Source organism: Betaproteobacteria bacterium (assembly GCA_016709965.1).
Classification (GTDB): Bacteria; Pseudomonadota; Gammaproteobacteria; order Burkholderiales; family Rhodocyclaceae; genus Azonexus; species Azonexus amarohabitans.
In genome coordinates, this window is record JADJLT010000001.1 from 1,318,320 (window position 1) to 1,336,575 (window position 18,256).

The following is an 18,256-nucleotide window of genomic DNA, read 5'->3' on the forward strand; positions in this document are numbered from 1 at the left end:
CAAGCCCCGATCCACTTGGGGCATGGCGCGTGCGAACCGAGGGCCAGCCGGGGGGCCCCGGGGCGGGGGCGGGCGGGGGGGGGGGGGGGGCCGCCCCGGGGGGCCCGGGCGGCCCCGGGGGGGGGGGGGGGGGGGGGGGGGGCGCCCGGCCGCGGGGGGGCCCCCCCCGGGGGGGGGGACCCCCGGGGGGGAATTTTCAGTATTTCCAAAGGATGCCCGGCGAAATCGGTGACCTCCGGTGGCCGAGCTTTGCCTTATCCCAGAACACCACAAAGAAGATTCAGGAGACAAAACATGGGATTTTTTGGAAAAAACAGTGCTCTCGAAAAGATTGACCGCGATATCGCGGCCATCGCCGATGGTAAAGAAGATCTTTCCTATGCCCTCGGCACCACGGGAGGCGATGTTGCCGGGCGTATATCAGGCAATATCAATCGTTTCTTCAGCCGCGTACGCGGTCTCATATCTCACGCTCGAGAGCGTAGCGTCAGCATCGCTGCCGATGCCGCTCGAATGAATTACCTGATCCAGCAAACCGATGCTGCCGTCCAGCGCCAGGAGGCATTTGCTGCCACCGTCTTCGAATCAAGCAATCGCGTCAATCAGGCAGTCGGTGAAGTTGCCATGAATTCCGATGCCATCGAGTCATCAACCAGGAACAATCTCGAACTGGCGCAGCGCTCGCTGGATCAAATGGAAACAGTTGCTTCGACCATGCGCTCAACTAATGCCCACATTGAGCATTTCTCGTCGACGGTTAGTGAATTGCACAGCAGTTCGATGAAGATCAACGAGATCGTTTCGTTGATCAACGATATTTCCGACCAGACCAATCTTCTGGCGCTCAATGCCGCCATCGAGGCAGCCCGGGCCGGCGAGGCCGGGCGCGGCTTTGCCGTGGTCGCCGATGAAGTGCGCAAGCTGGCCGAAAAGGTCAAGACCGCGACCCAGGTCATCGGACAGAACACGCAGTCGATGATCAATCTGGTATCGGACACATCGGCCAAGACACAAACCATTGTCGGTGAAGTGACGCGCGCCAATGGCTACATCGAAACCTCGGCAGCCGACCTGACGACCATGGTTGGCGATTTCAAGCAGACGACCGAACAGCTCTCCACCATCTCCACCGCCATCTACAACCTGCGCGAGAGCAACCAGGCCATTCACCGCGAAGTCGAAGAAATCCGCGATCACTCCCGCGATATTTCGGGTCGCATGAAGCAATGCATCGACAGCGCCAAGACCCTGCGCGAATCAACCGAAGAACTGCAATGCACGCTGGCCGATTTCCGCACCGGCAACAGCATGTTCGATACGCTGCATGACAAGTGCACCGGGTTCCGCGACAACGTTCTTGCCGTGCTGCAGAAGCTGGCTGACCGTGGCGTCAATGTTTTCGACCAGGCTTACAAGGAAATTCCCGGCTCCAACCCCAAGCGTTACACCACTGCCTACGATAGCCAGTGTGATGCCGAATTGACGCGGATGTATGACGAACTGCTGCGCGATGTTAACGGGCTGACTTACTCCCTGTGCGTCGACACGAACGGTTATGCGCCGGCTCACAACGGCATCTTTTCCAACGCGCCCAGCGGTGACCCCGAGCTTGACCTGGTCAAGTGCCGGCACAAACGTATCTTCAACGACCCGGTGGGTCTCAAGCTGGCCAAAAACCAGAAGACATCGCTGTTCCAGACCTACGTCCGCGATACCGGCGAGATTCTCAACGACCTGTCGATGCCTATCGTCATTGGCGGGCGCCACTGGGGTGCCGTGCGTATCGGCTTCAAGACCGATTTGGTCATGTAGCCACCTGTTACGCTGGCCACAGCGATTGCCACGGTCAACCGGAAAAAATGGTCAAAAATAAAAAGGGCGCTCGACGGCGCCCTTCTCTTTTTGCTCAGCTGTTATAGACGATCTCGACGTTTTCTCGCGCCAGCCAGCCATAAAGCGCGTCCAGCAAGGCATCGTCGAGTCGGACACGCAAGGCATCGCCGACCACCAGTTCGCACTCGGCATCCGCACTCCGGTAATGAATGCGGACAACAGCCGGCCCTGGTGCAAACGGCGTCAGCAGGGTCTTCAGCTTGCGGGCATCCGAGTTGCCGTTCATTTTCAGCAACAGATGTCGCGCAAACCGGGCACGCGCCTCGCCGAGCGTCATCAGCTTGTCGGCAACAACACGATTGCCGCCCGAAAAATCGTCGTAACTGACCTTGCCCTCAATCACCAGCACTTCGTCGGTCACAATCTTGGCGCGCTCGGCTTCGTACAGTTCGTTGAAGACGGAAACCTCGACCATCCCGGTGCCGTCGTCCAGCTGCACGAAAAGCATCTTGCCGCGCCGCGTCATCTGGGTCCGAACACCGACCACCAGCCCGGCAAGCACGGTCATCTCCTTGGCCGGTTCCAGACGATTCAGCGGCCGCCGAACGAAGCGCGACAACTCCTTTTTGCAGGTGTTGTACGGGTGCCCGGAGAAGAAGAAACCGAGCGCCGTCTTTTCTTCCATCAGCTTGGTCTTTTCATCCCACGGGCGGACGTTGACGTATTCCGGCGCGTGATCGTCCGCCACATCGCCAATATCGAACAGGCTGGTCTGCATGGCATTGCGCTCGGCCTGCTCGGCAAAATCCATCGCTATGCCCACGGTTGCCAACAGCTTGCAACGATCGGCATCCTGCGTGCCGGCAATCAACGGGGCGATGCAGTCAAAGGCCCCCGCCTTGATCAACGCCTCCGTCGTGCGGCGATTGACCATGCGCTTGTCGCAGCGCATGCAGAAATCGAACAGGTCCTTGAACGGGCCGTCCTTTTCCCGCGCTTTCAGGATCACGTTGACTGCCTGCTCACCAGTGCCCTTGACCGCCCCCAGGCCGTAGCGGATGGTGCTGCGGTCGACCGGCTCGAAGCGGTAATTCGACACATTGACGTCCGGCCCAAGAACCTTGATTTTGTTGGCGATGGTGTCTTCATAGAAGATTTTCACCGAGTCGGTGTTGTCGAGATCGGACGACATGGTCGCCGCCATGAAAGCCGCGCAGTGATGCGCCTTGAGCCAGGCGGTGTGATAGGTGACGACGGCGTAGGCGGCAGTGTGTGACTTGTTGAAGCCATACTCGGCAAACTTGGTCATCAGGTCGAACAACTGCTCGGCCAGTGCCGGATCGTAGCCCTTCTGTGCCGCGCCTTCGGCAATCGTCGCCCTGTGCTTGGCCATTTCCTCGGGCTTCTTCTTGCCCATCGCCCGACGCAGCATGTCGGCGCCACCCAGCGTGTAGCCGCCGATGATCTGCGAGATCTGCATCACCTGTTCCTGGTACACGATGACGCCGTAAGTCGGTGACAGGCAGGCGGTCAGGTCGGGATGGAAATAATCAATCTTCTGCTGGCCTTTTTTGCGCAGGATGAAGTCGTCCACCATCCCGGAACCCAGCGGGCCGGGACGATAGAGCGCGAGCACAGCGATGATGTCTTCGAAACGGTCGGGCGCCAGCTTCTTGAGCAGCTTTTTCATGCCCTCCGATTCAACCTGGAAGATCGCCGTCGTATTGGCATCCTTGAGAATCTGGTAGGCGGCGGGGTCGGTGAAGCCGAGAGACATCAAATCGAGCTTTTCGCCGGTCATACGGCGGATGTACTCGACGGCCAGCTCGATAATGGTCAGATTTCGCAGGCCCAGAAAGTCGAACTTGACCAGCCCGACCTTCTCGACGTCGTCCTTGTCGAATTGCGAGACCGTTGACGCATCGCTGCCGGTCGCCTGATAGATCGGGCAAAAATCGGTGATCTTGCCTGGTGCAATCAGCACACCGCCAGCGTGCATGCCGACATTACGCGTCAAGTCTTCGAGGCGGCTGGCCAGGTCGAACAATTCGCGGATGGTTTCACCATCGCCGTCGCCTTCCATCATTTCCTTGAGCTGCGGCTCCTGCTCCAGCGCTTCGGCCAGCGAAACCGGCTTGTTCTGGACGATAGGAATCAGCTTGGAAATGCGGTCGCACATCGAGTACGGCAGGCCGAACACCCGGCCGACGTCGCGGATCACCGCCTTCGACGACATCGTACCGAAGGTGGCGATCTGGCTCACCGCGTCGGCGCCGTAGTGCTGGCGCACGTACTCGATGACGCGCCAGCGGTTGTCCTGGCAGAAGTCGATATCGAAGTCGGGCATCGATACCCGTTCCGGATTCAGGAAGCGCTCGAACAGCAGGGCGTAGGCCAGTGGATCGAGGTCGGTAATACGCATGCTGTAGGCGACCAGCGAACCGGCACCGGAACCCCGACCCGGCCCGACCGGCACGCCGTTGTTCTTGGCCCAATTAATGAAGTCCGCCACGATCAGGAAGTAACCGGGGAAACCCATCTGGACGATGGTGTTGCACTCGAAGACCAGCCGGTCGTCGTATTCCGGGCGACGCTGCAGGCGCACTTCAGGGTCAGGGTAAAGCTCGGCGAGGCGGACCTCGAGGCCCTTCCGCGCCTCATCGACCAGATATTCGTCGATGGTCATGCCCGGCGGAATCGGGAAATCGGGCAAGAAGTTCTTGCCCAGCGTCATCTCGATATTGCAGCGCTTGGCGATTTCGAGGGTGTTTTCCAGCGCTTCGGGCAGATCGGCGAACAGCTCGATCATCTCCGCCTGCGTCTTGAAATACTGCTCCTCAGTATAGATTTTCGGCCGTCGAGTGTCGCCCAGCACATAACCCTCGGCAATGCACACCCGCGCCTCGTGCGCCCTGAAATCGTCGCGATTCAGAAACTGGATCGGGTGCGTAGCAACCAGCGGCAAACCCGTTTCACCGGCCAGATCGGCCGTCTGCTGGACAACGGCTTCCTGCTGCGGCTGCCCGTAGCGCTGCACCTCAAGGTAAAAAGCATCAGGAAAAATCGCTGCCCAAGCTTTGGCGCGCTCACCAGCCAGATCGAAATTGCCGTTCAGTAAAGCCTCGCCAACGTCACCACGATGCCCACCGGACAGCGCGATCAGCCCATCGCAACCCAGTTCGGCAAACCACTCGCGGCGAATTTCCGCCCGGTCGCGCCGGCCTTCAACCAGATAAGCCCGGGTCAGCAATTCGCACAACTGCTGGTAACCCTGCCGGTTACGCACGAGCAGCAGCAAGCGATAGGCATCGTCCGGCGAATCCGGATTGGCGATCCACACATCCGCCCCCGCCACCGGCTTCACCCCCTTGCCGCGCGCCCCGGTATAGAACTTGACCAATCCGAACAGATTGCCCAGATCCGTCAATGCCATCGCCGGCATGCCATCGCCTACGGCACGCTTGACGGCATCGCCGACACGGACAATGCCGTCGGTGACTGAATATTCGGAATGGAGGCGGAGGTGGACGTAGCGCGGGGAATTCATGGGCTACATTTTACCGCGGCAGGGCGGGGCGTTTCCGTTTACGTACGGCCACAGAGGGGAATCGCGCAAAACAGGCGGGCTACGTGGCTTTGTCCGAGGACTGATCCATGGAAGCGCAAGCCGCTACGCCATTGGACCGCCCGAAAAAACCCTATATCATCCCGCCAACAAAAAACAATATTGCAGTCCCAACAGAAAAGCGAGCCCCGCATGAGCACTGCCTCGTCACGCCTGTCGTTACGGCTCAAATTCAATCTGGTTCTGGCGGCGGTGTTCTTGCTGAGCCTCGGTGGTGCCGCTCTCTACTACAGCTATTACCTTGAAAAAGCCACCATCGAGGACGTGCGCCAGAACTCTTTGGTCATGATGGAAACGGCCACGGCCATCCGCAGCTACACCACCGACGAGATCAAGCCACATCTGGACCCGATGAACGCAGAACGTTTCCTGCCACAGACGGTACCCGCCTATGCAGCGACCGAAACCCTGCGCCGCCTGCACGATCGCTTTCCGGGCTACGAATACAAGGAATCGGTTCTCAATCCTACCAACCACAGCCACCAGGCCGACGATTGGGAACGGACATTGATTGAGCGCTTCCGCAGTGGCAGTGACACCCATGAAATCACCGGTCTTCACGGTGAAGGACTCAGTCAGAGCGTTTTCGTTGCACGGCCCATTACCATCAAACAAGCACAGTGCCTTGCCTGCCATAGTGCGCCGGAAGCGGCGCCGGCTTCGATGCGTGCAATTTATGGCGACCTGAACGGGTTTGGCTGGCAGATGGGCGAAATCGTCGGCATGCAGATCGTCAAGCTGCCCGTCCTCTATGCCATGGAACGCTCACGGCAGACCTTCAATAGTTTTATTTGCTCGCTGACCATCACCTTTGCGCTGATGTTCCTTGCCCTCAATCTGACACTCTCCCGACTGGTCATCGAACCAATCGCCAAGGTCAATGCCAAACTTGAAGAGTTGGCGACTACGGACTTCCTGACTGACCTCGTCAACCGTCGCCGCTTCTTCGAACACCTGGAAACCGCGATTGCCGACAGCCGCATCCGGCAACTGAACTTCTCAGTTGTCATCTTCGACATCGATTTCTTCAAGCGCATCAACGACACCTTCGGCCACGACAGCGGGGATGTCGTCCTCAAGCACACTGCCCTGCGCGTCCGCGAACTCCTGCGCAGCTCCGATTGCGCAGCCCGTTTTGGCGGCGAGGAGTTCATCATCCTGCTCCGTGAAACGCCGATCGACGCTGCGCTGGCCATTGCCGAAGCGGTCCGCGCCAAAATCGCGGACATCCCCTTTGATCAGGTGGGTCCTGTCAGTGCCAGCTTCGGCGTCGCCGCCTGGAATGGTCAGGAAGACGCCCGCGCGCTGGTCAACCGGGCCGACCGCGCCCTCTACATCGCAAAGGAAACCGGCCGTAACAAAGTCGTCCGCGCCGAAGACCTTCCGGCCGACCGTATCCGGGCCTGAGTTTCAGGCACACGAAAGAACTCGGACGAACGACTTGATTCACGACTGCTAGAAATCAAAGGCATCCAATCAAAGACTTATAGATGCCTCGCTTGAATGAGTTGCCAGAAGAGAGCCAAAAAGAACGCCAGACATCCATTACCGTTCAGGGGTCGTGGACAGCGTCCACTCCAGGTCTGATTTTAAAAAATGGCGTAGGTTTGAGCTGCGCCATTTTGTTTTTCGTGTTTTTTTCCGGTTGACCGCAGGACGTTCGATCCTCGCTTTGCTAGCAAAATCCGCTGCGTAGCAAGCCCCCTTCTCCCGGCTTGGCCTGACCCCGCGCCGACTTAGCGAGGCCTGGCAAAGCCCATCCAGATCAGGCAGCGCGGCGGCGACTCGCTACCAGCCCAAGGAAAGCCAGGCCGAACAATGCCAGGCTTGACGGTTCCGGCAGTGCAGCAACAGCCAATTGAGCCATCACGGCGTGGCCGGCGGTGGTGGGATGGATGCCATCCCAGAAGAAATACTGGTCTGCGCTGTTGGCGATGCAATTCGGGCTGGCCAATTGGTCAGCACAGGCATCGGTCACGTTGCTCAGACCATATGAGGCGGGATTGGCGACAATGTCACGCAGGCCGTTGAATGCATCGAACAGTACGATGTCATCCAGGATACTAGCCGGCAGGTAGGCATTCAGCGCACCAGCCAGCGCCTGGTTCATGCCATCCACGATGGCACTGGCCCCAGCCGAAGCAACCGCCCCTTGATTGGTGACTGCCGGCACCAGTCCTAGATCGGTGATATTCCAGAGCAGGAAGTGCTCGGCGCCAAGGCCGGCCAGCGTGCCCACCATACCAAGGATGCCCTGAACGTAGTTACCAATCAGGGCATTTGCCGCCGAAACCATCCCTGCCGCATACAGTTCGAGCACATCGCGTGCATCGTTACCGCCGCCTTCGATGACATAAAGTGTATTGGCGTTGACCGCGTTGCCGCCTAAATACATGCCCATCTGCGACACCAGGCTCGGCACGAGGCCATCGGCACCGACACGGGCGCCACCAAAGGCGTAGTTGTTGCCACCAAGCAGCGACGGCGCCAGGCCCATGCCCAGACTATTGGCAAAATACTCGGCCCACACCGGTCCGTTGGAGTAGGTGCCGGAAGCATAGGGCAGCGTTGCCACTTGAGGCCCATCGAACGGCACGACGGTGCTGGCGCCACTGACCAGGATGGCATTGTTGCCGCTGTCGGCCAGGCTGTCACCGAACACCACCAGGCTGCTGTAGGGCAAGGCTGACGCCGCCCCGGACCATAAAAATGCCGTCACTACTGAAAAAAGCGCGAAGCTGCGCTGCAAATTCTTTAACATTTTCAATACTCCTTTGGACATTTAGGCGAGCGGATATCCAGCATGCAAACCATGGATCAAGCAGCGCTTTGCTGCTCTTGTATTTCCGCCGTGCCGTGCATCGTACATTGACTCGAACGTCATGGTGCCACCGGCACGTCACAATTTCGAGACAATCCACAAACCGCATCTGGCCTGCCATGCCCACCTGCGCTACGCTGCGAGTTTAAAGAACAAAATGGAGACCCCCATGAACACCGCTACCGAAGCCCCGCTCGTCCTGCGCACCGACCGCGCCGATGGCCTGACCACGCTGACCCTGAACCGCCCGGGCCAGTTCAATTCACTGTCCAAGGACATGCTGACTGCGCTGCAGGCCGAGCTGAATGCCATCGCCGGCTCGAACGGCGTTCGCGTCGTCGTCCTTGCCGGCGCGGGCAAGGCGTTCTGCGCCGGCCATGATCTCAAGGAAATGCGCGGCAATCACAGCAAGGAATTCATGCAGGCATTGTTCAAGCAGTGCGGCGAGTTGATGCTGAGCATCACCCGCATGCCGCAACCGGTTATCGCCCGTGTGCATGGTATTGCTACCGCCGCCGGCTGCCAACTGGTGTCGATGTGCGATCTCGCGGTGGCGGCCGATGTGGCCAAATTTGCCGTCTCCGGCATCAATGTCGGCTTGTTCTGCTCGACGCCAGCAGTTGGTCTGGCGCGTAATCTGGGCCGCAAGGCGGCACTGGAAATGTTGCTGACCGGCGAGTTCATCGATGCCTTGGAAGCCAGGGCCAAGGGGCTGGTCAACCGCGTGGTGCCGGCCGATGCACTGGATGCGGAAATTGAACGGCTGGCCAGCAATATCCTGACCAAGAGCGCCGTTGCCATCCGCATGGGCAAAGGGATGTTCTACAAGCAGCTGGAGATGGGCCTGAGCGAGGCCTACGCCTATGCCGGCGAAGTCATGGCCTGCAACATGATGAGCGACGATGCCGGCGAGGGAATTGATGCCTTTATGCAGAAACGCAAGCCGGAATATAAAAATCGCTAAAACCATTGGATACAGGGCACCGAAAGCCGCGCAGTAGTAAAATGCAGTGCATTCAAGGTATTGAAGGCGGCAATGAAAGCACTTCGGATTCTGGCGGCGGATGACAGCCCCTCGTTTCTGGCTGTTCTGAACGAAATACTTCAGGGCGACGGCCATACGGTCATTCTCGCCAAATCCGGAGAGGAAGCGGTTGCGCTGTATCACTCGGCACACCCCGATCTGATCATCATGGACCGGATCATGCCGGGCATGGGCGGCATTCAGGCCGCCCGCGAAATTCGCAAGCAGCCAACCCCGAACTGGACGCCCATCATTCTCATCACATCGACAATGGATGATGGCGATGTCCTGGAAGCATTTTCTGCCGGTGTTGATGAGTTCCTGCTCAAGCCGATCAATCCGCTGTTTCTGCACATTCGCCTTAATTCCGTGATGCGGATTGCATCGATACAGCGGTCAACCCTGGCAGTGATCAACGAACTCCTCGATGGGGTAGTCCGCATTGACAGCGTCGGCGTCATATCAATGTTCAACGCGGCGGCTGAACGCATCTTCGGCTACTCGGTTGCTGAAGTTCTCGGTAAAAATGTCAGCATGCTGATGCCATCGCCGGACCGCGAACAGCACGACACCTATATTGGCAATTATCACGCGACCAATTCGCCCAAGATTATCGGCAAAGGTCGGCGTGTGATCGGGCAACGCAAGAATGGAAGCACCTTTCCGATGCATCTCGGGATCACTGAAGCCACCACCCCGGACGGTCGCTTCTTTATCGGCCTGATCCGGGACTTGTCCATGCAGGAGGAGTTGCTTGAGAAAATTCAGCAACTCGCCGCCAGCGATATCTTGACCGGCCTTCCGAACCGGCGCTTGTGCACAGAACACCTCGCGGCTCGTTTTGCCCCCCCTGGCGCCCCGGTCCCCTGCACCCTGTTTTACTGCGATCTTGACGGCTTCAAGGCGGTAAACGATGCTGCCGGCCATCACACAGGAGATGCCGTTCTGGCCGAAGCTGCCAGGCGAATGCGCGAGATCGTATTTGTCCGCGACTTTGTCGGACGACTCGGGGGTGACGAATTCGTCATCATCGTTGACGGGGTGATCAGCGATACCGATGCTCAGGCGCTCGGCGAACGCATCATTGAGGCGCTCTCCAGGGAAATCGACACCCCAATGGGCATGATGAATATCGGTGTCAGCATCGGCTACGCCCATGCTCGAAACCATACAGCCTCAGCCGAAGATTTGATGAATGCGGCAGATCAGGCCATGTACCTGGCCAAACGCTGGGGCAAGGGACGGATAATAGGCAGCACCCCAACCTGAGCTCGCCACTTTGGCGGGTAGAATTCCGCCTCATGCGGCCGCCCACCCATCATCTCGCGTTAGCGCTGTTCATTGTTGCCATCGTTGCCGCCTATTGGCGCGCGCCGGCAGTCAGCAGCACCGAATTTTCACCGCCAGCAAAGGCCGTCGCCTCAAGCCTGCCGGCGCAATTTGCCAGTGAAATGCTGCCGGAACAGGAAGGCGCCGCCAGCCACCCGAATCTGACCGAATTACCGGATGGTCGCATTGCGGCAGCGTGGCTGAGCAGTAAAGGCGAAGCGCAGGTCATCCATTTCAGTGTGCTCGACCGGGATGGTTGGCGCCAGCCGGTGCCAATCGCCAGTCGCGAAAGCACTGCTGGCGGTGCTTTCGCCTATGTAAACCAGATCGGACAACCGGTCCTGCATGCTGAAGGAAGCTGGCTGCACTTGTGGTACGTCAGTAGCACGCTGGGGCCATCGATCAATCACAGTCTATCCACCGATGGCGGCAAAAGCTGGGCAAATCCGAGCCGCCTGCAGACATCGCCGTTGGCCAATTTTGGTGGCGAAGTACGGACGCCGCCGATAGCGCTGGCCGATGGTGGCCTGGGCTTGCCGATCAGCCACCACTTTATCGGGCAACACGGCGAATGGCTAAGGCTGGCGGCAACCGGGCAAATCCTTGACAAAGTTCGCCTGCCGAGCGCCGAAGGTGCATTGCAGCCCGCCATCGTTGTCCTCAGCGAAAAACGCGCTCTGGCCGTGCTGCGGAATGCCGGCAGCGTACCGGGCTTCGTCCATGCGGCGACAACTCTCGATGGCGGACAAGTTTGGCAGGAAGGCGCAGCGCCGCCCATCCCCAACCCGAACTCGGCAGTTACCTTGCTTCGCTTGCGTAGCGGCCGGCTGTTGCTGGCCGGCAACCCGGCGGCCGGCACACAGACACTTCAGCTCTGGCTTTCTGCAGATGAAGGCAAAAACTGGCAGGTCAGCCGACGCATCGAATTCGCCCCCGACGGCGGCGCCGAATTCACCAATCCAGCACTATTGCTCGGTCGCGATGGCCGCATTCACCTTGCCTATGACTGGCGCCGGCAGGGCATCAAGTACGCCGTTTTAACTGAGGCCTGGCTGGACGAGGAAGCACCGTGAACCTGCTCGCCGCCTACGGCCTGCTCGCTCACGGCCTGATTTTCGGCGCGCTAGCAGCCTTGCTGCCGCTGGGTGAATTACGCGCCCGTGTCGCGCTGGCAGCCACGACGCTGGCCATGGTGGTGGGTATCGCGCCAGCCATGCACGGCTTTTTCGGGACGCCTTCGGTGACGCTGGTGGCCCTCGCCATGCTGCAACTGGCCGGCAAAGCACCGTCCCCTTTAAGCTATCGGGCGGCTCTTGGCCTGCTGATCTTCGCCTTGCCGTTCTATGCAACCGCGCTCGGCGGGGGATCGTTCGATCCTTATGCCCTCGGCTATCAGCCATCAGCCCTGCTGGCTTCGCTCGCCCTCGTTGGCTTGGCCCTGTGGTGGAAGCGACTGGATGGCTGGTTGCTGATTCTCGCCGCCGATCTGGCCGGCTACGCCAGCGGCGTTTTCGCCAACCTCTGGGATGCACTCCTCGATCCGCTGCTGGTCTTGCTGGCGCTGGTGATCGTGCTGCGCCGGCTGGCCCTGCGTTTTATCGCGTCAAAGCCTCGCTGATCAATCTACGGATACTGCCGGCTTCGAAAGGTTTATCACAGATGGCCGAAACGCCGGCCCGTTCGACTGCGGCCAGACGGCCCATGTTCTGTTCGCTGGTCACCATCAACACCGGCACCTCGGCCTGCCAGCTTTGCGTACGAATGTATTCGGTCAGTTCGCGACCATCCATTTCCGGCATGTTGTAGTCAGTGATAACCAGATCGACCATGGCCTGCTCCAGCAAAGCCACCGCTTCCTTGCCGTTGACTGCCTCGATAATGCGTTCGATGCCCAGCTCGGTCAGCAAGCGGCGCAAATGGCGACGCGACGACAGGCTGTCATCGACCAACAAGACCCGCAGGCTTTCAATTTCCGCCACATCCAGGTCTTCCGGCGGATTGAGGTAATCGGCTGCCGCGTAAAGCGCCCGAGACAGCTGTTGTTCGTTGAACGGCTTGGCCACGATGCTGCAGGCACCGGACTGGCGAACGGGCTCAAGGACTTGGGGACGCGTTTCGCTGGAGACGAGAATGAAAGGTACTGTTTCCAGATCGCGGTCGGCGCGCATGGCGGCGACCAATTCGGTGCCCGCGAGATCAGGCAGATAGAGGCTGCTGATCACGATGACGTATTTGTTTTCCAGCTTCAGGGCGGCCAGCGCAGCACTGGCCGATTCAACCACCGTGGTCTTCTTGACCCCTTGGTGTTGCAACATGCGCCCCACGACATGGGACTGCATTTGCGATGGCTCGACCAACAACACCGACAGATCGGCCAGAGAGGTAGTCAGCGCCATGCGATCGCTCCGCAGCAATGGAATGAACGCACTATAGCAGCGAGCGGCCCCCCAGGGGCCGCTCTTCAAGGCATTAGCTGTACAGTTTGCGCGTTACTTCCGCGACACGGGCACCATAGGCTTTGGCCGTATCGAGATCGCCTTGCGGGATTTCATCGACACTGGCATCAGACGGCGATTGAACCAGCAGGCCGACCGAACCACCCATGTTGTTAATATCGGTACGAGCGGCGGCCTTGGAGTTGCTCGGCAGCATGCCCAGGCTGACCCAGATGCCGCCGTGTTGCGAGGCCAGGGTTTGCAGGCCGATCATGGTGGCCCCTTTGTCGCCGTTCATGCTGGCACTGTTGGTAAAGCCGCCGAAAACCTTGTCCTGCCAGACGCGGCCGAACCAGGGCTTGGACGAAGCATCGGCGAATTTCTTGAATTGCCAACTGGCACCGCCCATGTAGGTTGGTGTGCCGAAAATGATGGCTTCGGCGTCGGCCAGCTTTTCCCAAGCACCTTCGGGCAAGTTGCCTTCGGCATCGATAGCCAGCAGCTCGGCACCAGCGCCTTCGGCAACATATTCTGCAACACGACGGGTATGACCGTAACCGGAGTGAAAAACGACAGCAATCTTGCTCATGGGGAATTTCCTTTTGATTAGAAGTTGGATAAATCAGTTGGCAGGCGGCAGATCAAAAAGCAGGAACTCCGTTTCTTCGCCAGCCAAAAATTGAAGCTCGGTTTCATCGGCAATCTTGGCGCCATCGCCGACATTTAGCGTTTTGCCATTTATTTCCAGTTGACCGCGGATAAGCTGCACGTAGGCCAGACGCCCGCTGACCAGTCCGTAATCGATGCGTTCACCCGGTGCCAGCACCGTTGCCCACAGCCGCGCATCCTGGCCGATGGTGGTACTGCCTTCAGCGCCATCGGGAGACGCGACCAGCCGCCAGCGACCGCGCATTTCGTCCAGCGGCAGCATCTGCTGTTCGTAACTGGGCGTGGTGCCATGCTTGGCCGGCTCGATCCAGATTTGTAGCAGGTGTGTTTCTTCGTTGACCGACGGGTTGAATTCGCTGTGCTGAATCCCCCGACCGGCACTCATGCGCTGAACTTCACCGCGCGAGATCACACCGCCGCTACCCAGGCTGTCCTTGTGTTCCAGCGCGCCAGACAAAATGTAAGTCACGATTTCCATGTCGCGATGACCGTGTCGACCGAAACCGGCACCGGGCACGACGCGGTCTTCGTTGATCACCCGCAGCACCCCCCAGCCCATTTCGGCCGGATCGTAATAATCGGCAAACGAAAAACTGTGCAGGGCCTTCAGCCAGCCATGGTCGGCATAGCCGCGGTCTGCAGAGGGTCGTAGCTGGATCATAAGAGTCTCCTTGTGAATGGTTCGTATTGCTTAGTTGCCATATTAGAACTAGCGTTCATCCATAAATAGCGAATTATTTTTGGCTTATCGTTTAATATTTTTCACATGAAAATATCCCTCGACCTACTACTGATACTCGATGCGATCGAACGCCAGGGCAGTTTTACGGCGGCGGCCGAAAAACTGCACCGCGTCCCCTCGGCGCTATCCCACGCCATCGCCAAGCTGGAATGCGAACTGGGCGTCACACTCTTCCTGCGCGAAGGACGACGTGCCACCCTCAACGAAGCCGGGCGTACCTTGCTGGATGATGGCCGTCACCTGCTCCGCGCCGCCAGCGACTTGGAAAGACGCGTCCAGCGCGTCGCTGATGGCTGGGAAGCGGAGTTGCGCATTGCCATCGATGCCGTCATCCCGGCTGAAAACCTTTTCCCGCTGCTCAAGGCTTTCTATGCCGCCGGCCACAGTACCCAGATCAAACTGTCGGGCGAAGTGCTCGGTGGCACCTGGGATGCACTGGCCACCGGCCGTGCCGACCTGGCCATCGGCGCGCCGGGCGACGTGCCTTCGCGCAGCGGCATTGCCAGCCAGTTGCTCTGCATGCGCAGCGATTTCGTCTTTGCCATTGCGCCAGATCACCCGCTGGCCGCGTGGGAGGGAACAATCCCCAGCAGCGAACTGCTCCGCTACCGCGCTATCGTGGTAGCGGACACCTCGCAGGAACTCGACGCCCGCAGCATCGGCCTGATCGACGGCCAGGACACCTTGCGCGTTCCCGACATTCGCGCCAAGGCAGCTGCTCAGGTAGCCGGACTGGGCATCGGCCACCTGCCACGCTGGCTGGCCGCACCAGAAATCGCGGCCGGCCGCCTGCTGGAAAAATCGCTGGACAACCCGCGCACCGAGCTTCCGCTCCATGTTGCGTGGCGAACACGGCAAAGCGGCAAAGCCCAAGCCTGGTTTATCGCGGAACTGGCCAAAAGCGAGGTCATCGCGACACTGAGTAGCGGTCTGTAAGCCATCTATAGACCATCCCCGACCAAGCCAGAAAGTGATATTGTTGCAACATAAAATACAAAAATCGCAAGAATGGAAAATTCCAATGCCGCCTCATCCAATCACGCTGCCGGCAGCAGCGGATTGCCGCAACGCCTGGTCCGCGATGGCGGAGCCTGGTTGGCGCTTGGCATCATTCTGCTGGCAACGGCAGCACTCTACTTTGTCGTTGAGCGCGTCAGTGCCCAGCAAACGCATGAGCGTTTTCTGTATCGCGCCGAACAGGAACGCAGCAAGATTCTCTTTCGCCTGGAAGCACACGCTCAGGTCTTGCGGGGCGGCGCCGCCTTTTTCGAAGCCAGTGACGTGGTCAGTCGTGACGAGTGGAAACGCTACGTCAGCAACCTGCAACTAGCCAGGACGCTTCCCGGCATTCAGGGCATCGGCTTTTCGCTGATGATTCACCCCGAGGACAAGGCAGGCCATGAGCAGTTGGTCCGCGCCGAAGGTTTTCCCGACTACCAAATCACCCCTGACGGCGATCGCGAGCAATACAGCAGCATTATTTTTCTGGAACCGATGAATGATCGCAACCGCAAGGCATTCGGCTACGACATGTTCTCCAGTCCGGTCCGCCGAGCCGCCATGGAGCGCGCCCGGGACAGCGGTGAGCCGGCATTGTCGGGCAGCGTGACGCTGGTCCAGGAAAACGAACGCGATGAACACGACATCCAACCCGGATTTCTCATCTATGTGCCGGTCTATCGCACCGGGCTGCCTCACTCGACCGTCACGGAGCGTCGATCAGCGCTGATCGGCTTCAGCTACGCGCCCTTCCGTGCCCATGATCTGTTGCGCAATGTTTTCAGCGAAGACAACAAGGATGTCGAAATCGAGTTGTACGACGAGTTCATCACGCCGGACAACCTGATCTTCGACTCCTACATCGTACACAGCAACGCCAGAATCGGCCGCCAACAAGCGTTGCTCCCCATCGAATTTGGAGGCCATCGCTGGGAAGCCCTCTTCCGAAGCCGCCCTGAATTCGACCAGATAACCAATACCTATCTGCCTCTCGGCGTCCTCGTCGGCGGTTCGCTGAGCGCACTCATGGTCTTTCTCTGGCTACGTCGGCGCCACCGCTTCAACCAGGACCTGAGCGCCTATGCCGACCGTCTGCGCAAGAATGAAGAGCGCCTGCGCACGCTGATCAACACCATGCCTGACATCGTCTGCCTGAAGGATGGCGCCGGACGCTGGACAGAAGCCAACACTGTCCTGCTGCGCTTGCTCGGACTGGAAGACATTGATTTTCATGGCGCCACCAGCAGCGAACTGGTGGATTCAGGCAACTTCGACGCCGGGCCACTGCTTGCACTGGCTGCCTCCGACGAGGCTATCTGGCGTGATGGCGAGCGGCTGCACGATGAATTGACGCTACCCGGCGGCGACTATAGCGAACGTATCTTTGACGTCGCCAAGGTGCCGCTGTTTGGTGCCGATGGCAGCCGGCACGCCCTGGTCATGGTCGGACGCGACATTACCGAACGCAAGCGGGCCGAGGCTGAATTGAAACGCCACCATTTCCACCTCGAAGAACTGGTGGCCCTACGGACAGCCGATCTTTTGCTGGCTAAGGAAGCGGCAGAAGCAGCCAACCGGGCAAAGAGCAGTTTCCTCGCCAACATGAGCCACGAACTGCGCACGCCGATGAATGCCATCATCGGCCTGACCCATATTCTGAATCGGCGAAATACCGATCCTGGCCAGCACGACAAGCTGGAGAAAATAGGCAAAGCGGCCGACCACCTGCTCCGCCTGCTCAACGATATTCTGGATCTGTCCAAGATTGATGCGGAGCGCCTGACGCTGGAACGCATTCCCTTGCGTCTTGGCAGCATCATCGCCAACATCGAAAGCCTGATCTGCGACAAGGTCACGGCCAAAGGCCTGGGTCTGCTCGTCAATCTCGACCCGCCGGCGAGCAACACGGCCTTGCTGGGCGACCCGATGCGCTTGCAGCAGATATTGCTCAATCTGGCCGACAACGCGTTGAAGTTCACTGAGCGCGGCCAAATTTCGATCCTCGCCAAGACACTGGACGAAACGGACAGCACGCTCTCCGTACGCCTGTCGGTCGCCGATACCGGGATCGGCATTCCCCCTGACGCACAGGACCGGATATTTTCGCCATTCGAACAGGCCGATGGCTCCACCACCCGGCAACACGGCGGCACCGGCCTCGGGCTGGCCATCGTCCGGCAACTGATCCATCTGATGGGTGGCAAGCTCGAACTGGCCAGCACACCGGGCGCCGGCAGCACTTTCACGGCAACGCTGCAATTCGACAAGGCAGCCCTTGATAACAAGGATGCCACTAGCGAATCGCCCGCGGCGGCCAACGCAGCATCTGCCGAATCGACGGGGTTTAGCCACAAATCAATCTTGCTGGCGGAGGACGACCCGATCAATCAGGAAGTGGCGCTCGAACTGCTGGGCGATTTCGACGGCCTTCTGGTTGATGTGGCCGACGATGGCGCCATGGCTGTAGACATGGCCACTCGCCGGCACTACGACCTGATCCTGATGGACATGCAAATGCCGAAAATGGATGGCATTGCCGCCACCATCGCCATCCGGCAACTCTCCGGCTACGCCCTGACACCCATCGTGGCGATGACCGCCAACGCCTTCGCCGAAGACCGGGAACGCTGTATCGAAGCGGGCATGTCGGATTTCATCGCCAAACCGGTCAATCCGGAATTGCTCGACGCCACCCTGTATCACTGGCTGGGCCAGCCAACAGAATCAACCTGATCCGGCATATTTCGTTTTTTGCCGATTTTTCCGGTTGACCGCAGGA

The 18,256-nt window shown here is 59.3% G+C and carries 13 protein-coding genes; 8 read left to right on the forward strand and 5 right to left on the reverse strand.

Annotated elements, in window-relative coordinates:
• Positions 1-294: 294 nt before the first annotated feature.
• Entirely contained in the window at positions 295-1,812 is a 1,518-nt protein-coding gene (locus IPJ12_06645) for a methyl-accepting chemotaxis protein (protein ID MBK7646829.1), read from the forward strand.
• A gap of 94 nt (positions 1,813-1,906) precedes the next feature.
• Here IPJ12_06645 and dnaE read toward each other — a convergent pair whose 3' ends face one another.
• Positions 1,907-5,380, reverse strand: coding sequence for a DNA polymerase III subunit alpha (gene dnaE, locus IPJ12_06650; protein MBK7646830.1), 3,474 nt, complete (start codon positions 5,378-5,380; stop codon positions 1,907-1,909).
• A gap of 231 nt (positions 5,381-5,611) precedes the next feature.
• Here dnaE and IPJ12_06655 point away from each other — a divergent pair, with 231 nt between their 5' ends.
• Complete coding sequence (locus tag IPJ12_06655) at positions 5,612-6,865, forward strand: diguanylate cyclase (GenBank protein MBK7646831.1); 1,254 nt, start codon at positions 5,612-5,614, stop codon at positions 6,863-6,865.
• A gap of 358 nt (positions 6,866-7,223) precedes the next feature.
• Here the strand turns inward: IPJ12_06655 and IPJ12_06660 are convergent, their stop codons facing one another.
• Positions 7,224-8,219: a PEP-CTERM sorting domain-containing protein gene (locus IPJ12_06660; protein ID MBK7646832.1), complete on the reverse strand. Its 996-nt coding sequence runs from the start codon at positions 8,217-8,219 to the stop codon at positions 7,224-7,226.
• A gap of 229 nt (positions 8,220-8,448) precedes the next feature.
• Between IPJ12_06660 and IPJ12_06665 the strand changes: the two genes are divergently transcribed.
• The 4 genes from IPJ12_06665 to IPJ12_06680 all read left to right on the forward strand — a co-directional run bounded on the left by IPJ12_06665 (position 8,449) and on the right by IPJ12_06680 (position 12,250).
• Positions 8,449-9,243: an enoyl-CoA hydratase gene (locus tag IPJ12_06665; protein ID MBK7646833.1), complete on the forward strand. Its 795-nt coding sequence runs from the start codon at positions 8,449-8,451 to the stop codon at positions 9,241-9,243.
• A 72-nt stretch (positions 9,244-9,315) separates the two neighbouring features.
• Positions 9,316-10,572, forward strand: a complete 1,257-nt coding sequence (locus IPJ12_06670) for a diguanylate cyclase (protein ID MBK7646834.1) — start codon at positions 9,316-9,318, stop codon at positions 10,570-10,572.
• Between the two features lie 32 nt (positions 10,573-10,604).
• A complete protein-coding gene (locus IPJ12_06675; GenBank protein MBK7646835.1) occupies positions 10,605-11,705 on the forward strand; it encodes an exo-alpha-sialidase in 1,101 nt (366 codons plus the stop codon).
• Positions 11,702-12,250 carry a hypothetical protein gene (locus IPJ12_06680; GenBank protein MBK7646836.1) on the forward strand — a complete coding sequence of 183 codons (549 nt, stop codon included), beginning with the start codon at positions 11,702-11,704 and terminating at the stop codon, positions 12,248-12,250. Before IPJ12_06675 ends, IPJ12_06680 begins: the two co-directional genes overlap by 4 nt.
• Here IPJ12_06680 and IPJ12_06685 read toward each other — a convergent pair.
• From IPJ12_06685 to IPJ12_06695, 3 genes are all read right to left on the reverse strand, one after another.
• A complete protein-coding gene (locus IPJ12_06685) occupies positions 12,228-13,028 on the reverse strand; it encodes a response regulator (protein MBK7646837.1) in 801 nt (266 codons plus the stop codon). The two genes, IPJ12_06680 and IPJ12_06685, sit on opposite strands and share 23 nt — an antisense overlap.
• A gap of 73 nt (positions 13,029-13,101) precedes the next feature.
• Entirely contained in the window at positions 13,102-13,656 is a 555-nt protein-coding gene (locus IPJ12_06690) for a flavodoxin family protein (protein MBK7646838.1), read from the reverse strand.
• A gap of 33 nt (positions 13,657-13,689) precedes the next feature.
• Entirely contained in the window at positions 13,690-14,397 is a 708-nt protein-coding gene (locus IPJ12_06695; GenBank protein ID MBK7646839.1) for a pirin family protein, read from the reverse strand.
• A 105-nt stretch (positions 14,398-14,502) separates the two neighbouring features.
• On the opposite strand from IPJ12_06695, the gene IPJ12_06700 reads away from it, so the two are divergent.
• Both IPJ12_06700 and IPJ12_06705 read left to right on the forward strand, forming a co-directional pair.
• A complete protein-coding gene (locus IPJ12_06700; GenBank protein MBK7646840.1) occupies positions 14,503-15,414 on the forward strand; it encodes a LysR family transcriptional regulator in 912 nt (303 codons plus the stop codon).
• 72 nt (positions 15,415-15,486) lie between these two features.
• Positions 15,487-18,210, forward strand: coding sequence for a CHASE domain-containing protein (locus IPJ12_06705; protein MBK7646841.1), 2,724 nt, complete (start codon positions 15,487-15,489; stop codon positions 18,208-18,210).
• Positions 18,211-18,256 lie beyond the last annotated feature (46 nt).